The following is a 10,201-nucleotide window of genomic DNA, read 5'->3' on the forward strand; positions in this document are numbered from 1 at the left end:
CTGTTTATCATCTGAAGACAAACCGAATCGATTTCAAGGGGAACGGTTATGCAACAACGTATTATAACCCTGCTTTGCATAGCAGGCATGGCTATTTCTGCCCACACTCAGGCAGCTTCTTTAAAAATCCGCCCCAATGCGCCGCAACGCTACGTCGTTAAAAACGGCGATACCTTGTGGGGTATTTCCGGTAAATATCTGTACAGCCCATGGCAATGGAACCGCCTTTGGGGCGCCAATCGCAACGCCATCCGCAATCCGCATCTGATCTATCCGGGTCAGGTGTTGGTTTTACGCTACGTCAACGGCCAGCCACGACTGGGTTTTGAACATGCCCAAACCCGTTCAGACGGCATTCCCGTGATCAAACTGCATCCGCGCGTACGCGAAACTTCCGGCTACGGCATTCCGACTGTCAACGTCAATCTCTACCGCATGTTCATGAAACATCCGCAGATTATCGCTCCAGAAGAAACCGCCAACGCGCCGCGCCTGATTGCCGGCCCCGACAACCGCGTCCTCTACACCCAAGGCAACCGCGTGTACGCATACGGCCTGACCGAACCCGGCCGCTACCTGACCTACCGCGTCAATAAAAACATCACCGATCCGGAAACCGGCAAATTCCTCGGTCAAGAAGTCGTGTTCAGCGGCATCGCCAACACGCTGCCTTACACCGACTCCGCATTGGAACACCGTACCCGCGCTTCTGACGAAAAACTCAAAAGCAACGAGTATTACACCCAAGTCAACAAAGCCATGAAGCTGCGCACCCAGTCCGCGCAACCTTTGGTTATCGAAGAAGCCGTTTCCGAAATCCGCAAAGACGACTATCTGCTGAAACTGCCCGAAGGCCTCGACAGCTTCAATGTGATGCCTCACGCCCCTGCCCGTCCAATTCAGGCCAAAGTCGTTTCCATCTTCGACGGCGTGGGCGAAGCCGGCCAGTTCCAAACCATTACTTTGGATAAAGGCGAACTCGACGGCCTGGACAAAGGCACGGTGGTCAGCCTCTACAAACGCGGCCGCCAAGTCCGTGTCAATCTGTCCAACAACCTGATTCGCAAGCCGAAAGACAAAGATACGGTTGAATTGGTTTCCATTCCGGCAGAAGAAATCGGTTTGGCAATGGTATACCGCACATCCGACCATCTGGCCTCCGCCATTATTTTGGAAAGCCTGAACAGCGTTTCCATCGGCGATACCGCTTCCGAACCCGGCCGCGATTTGGACAATATGGCTGATGAAAAAACCATGGACAAACCGGCTGAAGACGAACAAGAAAGAGAAATCGAACTGGAAGTCCGCAGCTGATTGGGCTTTTTTAGCACCATCCGGCAAATAAAGAAATCTGTAACATATTGTTTAAAGCGCAAACAACATCTCATTTCTCCAGCTATTTATCGGCTGTCCCCCTTTTCTATTGTCTTGCCGTTCTGCCATTCCAATCAGCAATATGGAAAGTCCGGCACGCTATTTATTGCTTATTGATTGCTCCATCTGTTCCTACCAATCAAAAAGGCCGTCTGAAATCTTCAGACGGCCTTTTTATCCACAACTCAAATCCGATTATTTGAATTTGTAAGTGTATTGCAAGCCCAAGATGTCCGCTTTGTTTTTGAAGCGGGCAGAAGATGCACCGCGGCTGTCCACGTCGTTGCCGCTGGCTTTGCCGGTGCGGTAAACCGTGTCATTGATGTGAATATGGCTGTACGCCGCATCGATAACATGGTTTTTACCCAGTTGATATTTGGCACCGACGGAGAACCAGATACGGTTGCCGTCAGGCAGGCTGTTCATGCGGTCCTCGGCGCTTTTAACCGGTGATTTGTCGAAAGCGATACCGGCACGCAGTTGCAATGGTTCGGTAACTTGATAAGAGCCGCCGAATGCAACTTTATAAGTGTTGCGCCAGTTAGGCGTGATGACAGTACGATCAGATTGGCCGTTGACAACTTTTTTGGTGTTTTCAAACACCAGCTCGGCTTTGTTGAAGCGGCTGTGGCGCGTCCAAGTCACATCGCCGAACAGGTTGGTTTTGTCGGTGGCGCGGTACATACCGTGAACAGACAAAGACTCAGGCGTTACGATTTTGACGCTGGCTTTTTCGTTCGGCACATAACCGCGTGCAGCCATTGCACCCAAATCCCAAGCGCGTTTTGCATATGCGCCGTCCGCTTCCCAATCGGCAGTGCCTTTCAGCGTATGCGATACTTTGGAACGATAGTTCACACCCACGCGTGCGCGCTCGTTGATGTCCCACATCCACGCCAATTGATAGCCAAAGCCCCAATCGTGGCCTTTTACATCGGCATGACCGTCAGCTTTGCCAGTCGCATCGACAGCAACGGGACGGCCTGCTTGACGGGAAGCCAAGCCGCTGGCCAACTGGCTGATGGCGCCGGAAGCGTCCCAGTCGGAGTATTTGCGCAATTCGGCTTTGGAATATTGGGCAATCAAACCAGCACCGACGGCGTGTTGCTCATTCAGTTTCCACGCGACTACCGGCTCGATGGCGATGGTGGTCAAACCCAGTTTGTTGATGTTGTGGCGCAAGACGGAATCTTTTTCGTATTCGGTTGCCGAACCGAAAGGAACGTACACGCCCAAACCCAAAGTTACATCGTCGCTGGCTTTGTACGCGCCATAGATGTGTGGAGCAACGGTGGTTTCGGTAATTTTGCCGCTGGTCGAGCCGCTGACATCGGCACCCGTGCGGAAGTGTTTTGCAGATTCTGCCTCATAATGAATGCTTGGGAAAACGATATTGGCGTTGACGGAAATTTGGCTGCTGTCGATTTTGCTCAAACCGGCCGGGTTGTAGAAAATAGTTGAGGCATCGGCGGCTTCGGCGGCGGCAGCGTTGGCCGTGCCTTGTGCGTTAACGGATTGTGTGCCGAAATGGTAGCCGGAGGCTTGGACGGCGGTAGATAACAGTGTTGCGCTTAAAATAAATGCTGTTTTTTTCAGATTGAAATGAATCATTTTGGTTTACCGTGAAAGTAGCGGACAAAGAAAAAGGCCGTCTGAAACGTCCTTTATTGATTTAGTATAGGCACTCAATTCTATACTACATCATTATTTTTGCCTAATCTTTTCTTTTTTTACACAAAAAAAGCAGGCTGAAACAGCCTGCTTTTCCAATCATTGGATCACTGCAATTATTTAACCTGCAACACTTCCAGCGTATTGGTCGAACCGGATTCGCGCATTTGCGAACCGCTGGTGATGATGTATTGGTCGCCGCTTTGGAGGATTTTGTGTTCTACCAGCATGGCTTCCACTTCGTTCAGCGCGGTATCGTGATCGGTACTGGTTGCCAAAATCAACGGACGTACACCGCGGTACATCGCCATGCGGCGTTGCGCTGAAACACTCGGCGTCAGGGCAAAAATCGGCAGGGTGATGTTGTGGCGGCTGACTTCGAAGGCGGTCGAACCGCTTTCAGTCAGGGCAACGATGGCTTTGGCGTGAACTGCTCGCGCCACGCTGACCGCACCGCCGGCAATCGCCAAGTTGGTGCTGACGGCTTCGGGATACTCGACCTGTTCGGCAACGCCGTTGAGCGAATCTTGTTCTTTTTCCGCAGCCGCACAAATAATCGCCATTTGGCTGACGGTTTCAAACGGATACGCGCCGACGGCGGTTTCGGCGGAACACATCACCGCATCGGTACCGTCCAATACTGCGTTGGCCACGTCGCTGACTTCCGCGCGGGTCGGTACAGGGTTGGTAATCATGGATTCCATCATTTGAGTTGCGGTAATGCTGAAGCGGCGCAACTCGCGGGCGCGGCGGATCATGCGTTTTTGCAGGGCGGGGACGGCTGCGTGTCCGACTTCGACCGCCAAGTCACCGCGGGCAACCATAATACCGTCGCTGGCAAGGATGATTTCGTCCAGGTTTTCAATGGCTTCTACGCGCTCGATTTTGGAAACCAAACCGGGGCGTACGGCTGTACTGCCTTTCATTTCTTCTTCGACTTTGGCGCGTGCGATGTGCAAATCTTCGGCAGATTTCACAAAGCTGATGGCCAAGTAGTCGCAACCGATGGCAATCGCGGTTTTCAAGTCGCGGAAGTCTTTTTCGGTCAACGCACCGGCAGACAGACCGCCGCCGCGTTTATTGATACCTTTGTTACTTTTCAGCACATGGCTGTTTTCTACTCTTGTAATAATCTTACTTCCTTCAACCGCTTCAACGGTCAAAGTCAACAGGCCGTCGTCCAGCCACAAAACATCGCCGGCAACGACGTCATTCGGCAAATCGCGGTAGTCCAAACCCACCGCTTCGCGTGTGCCTTCGCCTTCAAGTGCGGCATCCAAAATCAAGGTTTCACCCTTATTCAGCTCGATGCTGCCACCTGCAATTTTGCCCACGCGGATTTTAGGACCTTGCAAGTCGGCAAGAATGGCGATTTCCTGACCCGAACGTTTCGCGGCTTCGCGTACGATACGGGCATTTTCTTCATGAAACTCCGGCGTACCGTGGCTGAAATTGAAACGGACGACATTAAGGCCGCCGACACGGATCATGTCTTCCAACAATTGTACATTGTTGCTGCCCGGACCCAGTGTGGCAACAATTTTGGTATTGTGGCTGATACGGGTTAAATCACGTTGCAATTGGCTCATGTAAACGTCCTTTCCTGTTGATTTCACGTTTGATAATGAAGAAGATTGTACTCTTAATGCAATAATGTTGGCGTAAAATTACATCATTTTCTGACTTAAACTAAATTTATTTTTGCATTAACCTACTTTCCTATCGGATACAATACACTCTCACGTCGTCATTTTTGATTTTCAGACGGCCTCCCTCATACTAATAGAATACTCAACTGATCCATGAAACGTTTTTTGACTCCACTACCCATCGGCATCGTTTTGGCCGACCTGATCTACGGTTTCGTACTCAATGTCATGCAAGGCTTAAATTTGCAACAAACCGCCGCCAACCAGTCCGGTACAATTTCCGTTACGCCCGACATTGCCTTCAACAGCCTGCAAATCGTCGCCAACGGCGGCATGGTCTGCATTATCGGCTTCGGTTTGATTGTCTTGTTCCAACTCAACCGAGCTGTATTACGCCAACAAATCCTGCCCATCGGCATTTTCCGAACTCTCGGCCTGTTGGCTGTTTTGGCATTCAGCATTTCTTCTTTATGGGAATGGTTGCATGCCGCTTTGTCGCTGCTTTCCGGGCACAATGTTTTAAACTTCAGCAACCCGCGTTATCTGGTTACCGCAGCCTGTATGCCCATCATCGCTTTCTTGTGCATCTTGCGCCTGTACAATTGGTATCGCCTGCATCGGACTGTTGCCGCTGACGACACCTCCACGACCCTCTAATCAAGCTGCAAAAAGGCCGTCTGAAACAGGAAAACCTATTTCAGACGGCCTTGTCATTATATATCTCAACGTTGATGGCTGGTTTCTACACCGGCCTTAATCTCACCATACATTTGCGAGCTGCCTCCGCTGCCTGATGCGCAGGCCGCCAAGCTCAGTGTCAAAACAGCCGCGGTCAAAATCTTCAACATTGATTTCTCTCTTTCCACAAAAATTATTTCGGATCGCAACGGAAATGGTAGGCACAAATTTCAAATCCGTTTTTGAAGTAGAGACGATGAGCATCTGCTCGGTCATGGTTCACATGGACATTCAGATGGATTTTGGTCGCACCCGTTTCCGCACCGATTTTACGTACTTCTTCCAACAAGCGTGAAGCATAACCTTTTTGGCGGCATTGCGGCATGGTTACGAGATCATCAATATGGATATGGTAACCACTGGCCAAGTTATGTGCAGTATGGAAACCGCATACGGCCACGGCATTTTGTTTGCCTTCTTCAAAAATACCCAGCAGACGGTAGCCGGTTTTGCGTTGATGCTCGTTGATTTGTTCGACGAAACGGTGAATATCGGTCAAAGAAGAACGCAAAATACTCAGTGCCGCAAAAGCGGTTGCAGTTTCTTCCGGCGGAATTTCACGCAATACGCCGACCACAGGCGCGGCAGCTTGAGGCTCAGGCTGCGCATTGGCCGCTTCCGCACGCTCGGCGGCATGTTTTTCTTCAATCGCCTGCGCCAACAAAACACGCTCGACCGGCACTTCGCCCTGCTGTTTGCTCTCTTGCTCTTTAAGCAAGGCTTTGCAGTCAATCACGCGTAAATCATTATCCGCCGCAAAGTCCATCAAGAAACGGAACATTTGCGGATTGTCTTCTTCCAACTTTTTATCGACCGCTACACAACGGACATTATCCACCAAAATAGGGCGCACCCAATTCGAATAGGAAAGGCGGTTGTCTTTAGTAAAGGAAGACAAAATACCGCACAGGCGCTCCGCCCAGTCGCTTGGTCGGAAAATCTTGCCTTTGCTGGTCGTACCATGGATCACAACTTCATAAGGATTACACACTAACATAAGCAGCTTCCTGAGAGTAAATGGCTGAAGGAATATTTCGCCAGTGCCAACATCAGAAAAAGTTCCGATACATAGCAACAGATTATTGAAAAAATATCAGTAAGGTTTTGAAATACGACAATGATGAGACGGCTTGCCGATCCTGACAATCCGTTTCGAATTCTTTGATTATTATACCCGATACGCCTCTTTTTCTTCAAAAATCATTTGAAAAATAACAACAGGCCGTCTCAAACCAAGTATTTCGGTTTCAGACGGCCTGCATATTTTGTATATCAATACAACAATTTCTTGCGGGGCTTTTGCTCGCTACTGGATCTAATTTCCGACAGATTGAAATTCAGTATGCTCAAATCCAAGACGCTTTCAGAAGTGCATTGATCACCAAAAGCATTTTCATAAGTGGCCTTCAGTTTCAATACTCCGCCGAATGTTTGGTCCGGCAATTCGGCAGCCAGCGCCAACATGCTTGCAAACACGCCGCCATACAATTCTCCCGATGCCAGCATATCCACGCCGCCGGAAAACATCTCCAAGCGCATAACCGCATCGGCAACCAGCTTGCTCGGCAAGTGATCCGGCAAAGCCTCAGCCTCAAAACGCACATTCTTCGCCAAGCCCTTACCGCTATTGCGGACAACCAAAACCAATAAATCCGTTTGACCGTCAGAACGCTGCAACGTCGCATGCAAAACAGGATGAATGCTCTCTTTTTGAATCAGCTGCTCACGGTGCAACATCTTGCTTTTTGCTTTGGATCGCGCAGAGACGACAGCCCAAATCAACCAAACCAATGCAACGGCAGAAATGGCAGTGACCAAAAGGGGAAGGTTGGTCAAATAGGCTTGCTGATTAAACCAAACTTGTGCTGCCAAAAATCCGGCAAAGAAAATCAAAACGTATAAAATTGGGGCAAACCGGCTTTGTATGGATGAGTGCATAAGTTTTCCTACATTTCGTATCATGTTATTAAAAAATAATGCCTTTCGGGCGAATAATGTCATCAACCCGGAAGGCATTATTTTAACGTAATTTTAACGCAATTTGCTTAATATCTTGCTTTTTATGAAACTAATGTATCAAGCAGACAACTCAAACCGTATAGCCGTATTTTCAGACGGCCTGAGATTTTTATCAGGCTTCGGCAACCGAATCACGCGAGAAGGTTTTTTCGCAATAATGGCATTTCAAACGCGTCTGACCATTATGTGAACGGACATAAAAACGGCTGATGACCGGCTCTCCATGACTGGCACAATTGGTATTCGGGCAGCGGAATACTTCCGAAATTTCGTCCGGCAATGACAAATGCTGTTTGTCGATCACTTTAAACTGATCAATTTTGTTTACCACTGCTTCAGGAGCAAATAAAGCCAAACGGTTGGCCGCATTGGCATCCAACCATACGCCGCTGACTTTGATAATGTCTTTGCTTCCCTGCGTTTTGCTGGGCAAATTAAAGCCGACCGTAACCGCACTGCCATAATGCAGCAACTTAAACTGCCTCAAAATGGCCAAGCCTTTACCGGCAGGAATATGGTCAATCACCGTACCTTGTTCAATCGCTTCAACGCTGAGTTTTGAGTTTTCCATCTTTCGCTCCTTAAACTTCTTCGTTCAATACCAAAGACAAAATCGCCATCCGTGCATACACGCCGTTGGTTGCCTGTTCAAAATAATAGGCATGAGGTGTTTTATCCACATCCGGATGAATTTCATCTACCCTCGGTAAAGGATGCAAGACGCGCAAATTGGGTTTGGCGTTTGCCAACATTGACGCATCAAGATTGAATTTACCCTGGATTTTGACAAATTCCTGCTCATCAAAACGTTCGCGCTGAACGCGGGTCATGTACAAAATATCCGCCCATTCGACCGCTTCTTCCAAGCCGGGTAAAATTTGATAAGGGCAACGGGCCTCTTCCAGCTCTTCAGTGATATAGTCCGGCATCGCCAAGCTGGGAGGGGAAACAAACGCAAATTCACAACCCCAACGCTTCAATGCCTGACATAATGAATGTACCGTACGGCCATATTTCAAATCACCGGCCATCGCAATCTTCAAATTGCTCAAACTGCCCTGCGTTTCATAAATCGTTACCAAATCCAAAAGTGTCTGGCTCGGATGTTGGTTGGTACCATCGCCGGCATTAATCACGGGCACGCTCGAAAACTCGGCCGCCACACGGGCCGCACCGTCTTTCGGGTGTCGCTGAATAATCGCATCCGTATAGCTGGAAATAATCCTCGCTGTATCCGCAAGCGTTTCACCCTTTTTCGCACTGGTATTCGCGCCATCGGAAAAACCGATAACTTTCCCACCCAAACGCTGTACCGCAGTTTCAAAAGACAAACGCGTACGGGTAGAGGGTTCAAAAAAGCACGAACCAATTAATTTACCCTCAAGCAAATCTTCACGAGGCTGCTTTTTCAACTTCAAGGCCGTCTGAAGCAACAATTCGAGCTGCTCTGTCGTCAAATCTGAAATTGAAATAATATGTTGCCGATAAAGCGGATTAGGCATGACCATTCCTTCCCATAAAAAAACCCGCAAAGCGGGCGTTTCAAGCAAACCGATTTCATCGTTGTCCGGCATGATTCCCACCGGACAGTCTCAACCATGTTTCTACCACACCCATGAAATCTTCCGCATTATCGCATATTTAACAGACGGCTGCTTCTTTCAAGTTTTCAGACGGTCTGAGACCTTTGCAAAAAATCCTTCATCCCCAACAGCCAAAAATCAAACACAGGGACTTGACAGCTCCCTTTTATCTTCCCAATGCTCGCATCTTGTAGGAGCAAACAAGCGCAAGTAAGCTGTTAACCACTTCAACGATTCAAACATATCGCTTTCGAATAGCGTTGCACACCCATGTTGCCTAAAGCAAATTAGGTTCACAGCCTGATTTACAATGAAATGTAACAAAGCTTTGTTCAACTGCATAACGGGTTTTTCAACAAATATTCGGTTGTGTTTGATTTGCGTTTTCGTCAATGAGTTATTGCAAAGGGCTTTTCAATAATGCAGGTCTATAGCTGATGTTTTTCTAGGTGCTATCTATTTTTCTGCCGTAGCCTTTGATCGAACCTTTTGTCATACTTTATCTCGTGGACATTGATGGAGTGATGTGCAGTTTCTCAATATAGCCTTTCAAAATAGATACAGATATATGTTTGCCGTATCAACCAGCTTTTTACCCTGCAGACAATGCTATCTTTGCTTGGTGTAATTTTTCTTCAGCCTTATCTTTCATTGTCCTTACCCATGACCGAAACTATTGATCTCGGGCCGTCTGAATAATGTTGCATAAATGACTTAAACTACAGCTTTCTCTACTTTTAAAATTTTCCGCTTAATTTACAGTTAATCAGTTCCAATAGTTCTGATCAAGGCATTACCTTTCGCCGACTGGTTGCAGTGTCAGCATAAGGTTCTGGATTTGAAATATTTAGTTCGTCAAAATAATAAAACGGGTTAAGACAATAATGCAGTACTCGAGGTTGAGATCAGCTTACCCAAAGGACGTGCCTGTGCACGTCCTTTTTACTCTCTTATCTCCTTTCCACCCTATTGTCACCCCATAAAAGGCTTACACTCCGCATCATTGCCCCTAAATATCTCCTCACCGTCCGTACAGCTGCCCTTCCCCTTCATCTTCCCGCATACCACCGCCGTCAGCGACTCGTTCAAACGCAGCACCCTCGGCTCCGCTTCCCTATCCAGCGCCACCGCCTTCAAGGTAAACTTACCCTCCAGGATGCCCTTAGC

10 protein-coding genes and 1 pseudogene are annotated in these 10,201 nt (G+C 48.4%); 3 read left to right on the top strand and 8 right to left on the bottom strand.

Going from position 1 to position 10,201, the window contains the following annotated elements; all coding sequences use genetic code 11:
• Positions 1 to 48 precede the first annotated feature (48 nt).
• Positions 49 to 1,314 carry a LysM peptidoglycan-binding domain-containing protein gene (locus tag ACTHTK_RS10080; protein WP_107724234.1) on the top strand — a complete coding sequence of 422 codons (1,266 nt, stop codon included), beginning with the start codon at positions 49 to 51 and terminating at the stop codon, positions 1,312 to 1,314.
• A 255-nt stretch (positions 1,315 to 1,569) separates the two neighbouring features.
• Here ACTHTK_RS10080 and ACTHTK_RS10085 read toward each other — a convergent pair whose 3' ends face one another.
• Entirely contained in the window at positions 1,570 to 2,985 is a 1,416-nt protein-coding gene (locus ACTHTK_RS10085; RefSeq protein WP_107724235.1) for an OmpP1/FadL family transporter, read from the bottom strand.
• A gap of 176 nt (positions 2,986 to 3,161) precedes the next feature.
• Entirely contained in the window at positions 3,162 to 4,634 is a 1,473-nt protein-coding gene (gene pyk, locus ACTHTK_RS10090) for a pyruvate kinase (protein ID WP_107724236.1), read from the bottom strand.
• Positions 4,635 to 4,847: 213 nt separating this feature from the next.
• Here pyk and ACTHTK_RS10095 point away from each other — a divergent pair, with 213 nt between their 5' ends.
• On the top strand, positions 4,848 to 5,351 hold the full coding sequence (locus ACTHTK_RS10095) for a hypothetical protein (protein ID WP_049336347.1): 504 nt from the start codon (positions 4,848 to 4,850) through the stop codon (positions 5,349 to 5,351).
• 65 nt (positions 5,352 to 5,416) lie between these two features.
• Here the strand turns inward: ACTHTK_RS10095 and ACTHTK_RS10100 are convergent, their stop codons facing one another.
• The 5 genes from ACTHTK_RS10100 to pyrB form a co-directional block, all read right to left on the bottom strand.
• The gene (locus tag ACTHTK_RS10100) at positions 5,417 to 5,542 is read right to left on the bottom strand and encodes a hypothetical protein (RefSeq protein WP_003684698.1); all 126 of its coding nucleotides are present in this window, start codon (positions 5,540 to 5,542) and stop codon (positions 5,417 to 5,419) included.
• Positions 5,543 to 5,565: 23 nt separating this feature from the next.
• Complete coding sequence (locus ACTHTK_RS10105) at positions 5,566 to 6,429, bottom strand: GNAT family N-acetyltransferase (protein WP_049331270.1); 864 nt, start codon at positions 6,427 to 6,429, stop codon at positions 5,566 to 5,568.
• Between the two features lie 275 nt (positions 6,430 to 6,704).
• Positions 6,705 to 7,370: a hypothetical protein gene (locus ACTHTK_RS10110; protein ID WP_107724237.1), complete on the bottom strand. Its 666-nt coding sequence runs from the start codon at positions 7,368 to 7,370 to the stop codon at positions 6,705 to 6,707.
• A 193-nt stretch (positions 7,371 to 7,563) separates the two neighbouring features.
• Positions 7,564 to 8,022: an aspartate carbamoyltransferase regulatory subunit gene (gene pyrI / locus ACTHTK_RS10115; protein ID WP_003684689.1), complete on the bottom strand. Its 459-nt coding sequence runs from the start codon at positions 8,020 to 8,022 to the stop codon at positions 7,564 to 7,566.
• 10 nt (positions 8,023 to 8,032) lie between these two features.
• Complete coding sequence (gene pyrB / locus ACTHTK_RS10120; protein ID WP_107724238.1) at positions 8,033 to 8,953, bottom strand: aspartate carbamoyltransferase; 921 nt, start codon at positions 8,951 to 8,953, stop codon at positions 8,033 to 8,035.
• On the opposite strand from pyrB, the gene ACTHTK_RS10125 reads away from it, so the two are divergent.
• Positions 8,952 to 9,248 (top strand): hypothetical protein, encoded by a 297-nt coding sequence (locus tag ACTHTK_RS10125; protein WP_440378599.1) that lies wholly within the window; start codon positions 8,952 to 8,954, stop codon positions 9,246 to 9,248. The two genes, pyrB and ACTHTK_RS10125, sit on opposite strands and share 2 nt — an antisense overlap.
• Before the next feature lie 758 nt (positions 9,249 to 10,006).
• Here the strand turns inward: ACTHTK_RS10125 and ACTHTK_RS10130 are convergent.
• Positions 10,007 to 10,201, bottom strand: a pseudogene (locus tag ACTHTK_RS10130) (type IV pilin protein); the annotation flags it as partial.

It is taken from the genome of Neisseria sp. P0006.S009, from assembly GCF_051962915.1.
Lineage (GTDB): Bacteria > Pseudomonadota > Gammaproteobacteria > Burkholderiales > Neisseriaceae > Neisseria > Neisseria subflava_E.

Coding starts and splice junctions, on each gene's coding strand:
- ACTHTK_RS10080 (WP_107724234.1), top strand. CDS start 49: ATGCAACAACGTATTATAACCCTGCTTTGCATAGCAGGCATGGCTATT.
- ACTHTK_RS10085 (WP_107724235.1), bottom strand. CDS start 2,985: ATGATTCATTTCAATCTGAAAAAAACAGCATTTATTTTAAGCGCAACA.
- pyk (WP_107724236.1), bottom strand. CDS start 4,634: ATGAGCCAATTGCAACGTGATTTAACCCGTATCAGCCACAATACCAAA.
- ACTHTK_RS10095 (WP_049336347.1), top strand. CDS start 4,848: ATGAAACGTTTTTTGACTCCACTACCCATCGGCATCGTTTTGGCCGAC.
- ACTHTK_RS10100 (WP_003684698.1), bottom strand. CDS start 5,542: ATGTTGAAGATTTTGACCGCGGCTGTTTTGACACTGAGCTTGGCGGCC.
- ACTHTK_RS10105 (WP_049331270.1), bottom strand. CDS start 6,429: ATGTTAGTGTGTAATCCTTATGAAGTTGTGATCCATGGTACGACCAGC.
- ACTHTK_RS10110 (WP_107724237.1), bottom strand. CDS start 7,370: ATGCACTCATCCATACAAAGCCGGTTTGCCCCAATTTTATACGTTTTG.
- pyrI (WP_003684689.1), bottom strand. CDS start 8,022: ATGGAAAACTCAAAACTCAGCGTTGAAGCGATTGAACAAGGTACGGTG.
- ACTHTK_RS10125 (WP_440378599.1), top strand. CDS start 8,952: ATGACCATTCCTTCCCATAAAAAAACCCGCAAAGCGGGCGTTTCAAGC.
- pyrB (WP_107724238.1), bottom strand. CDS start 8,953: ATGCCTAATCCGCTTTATCGGCAACATATTATTTCAATTTCAGATTTG.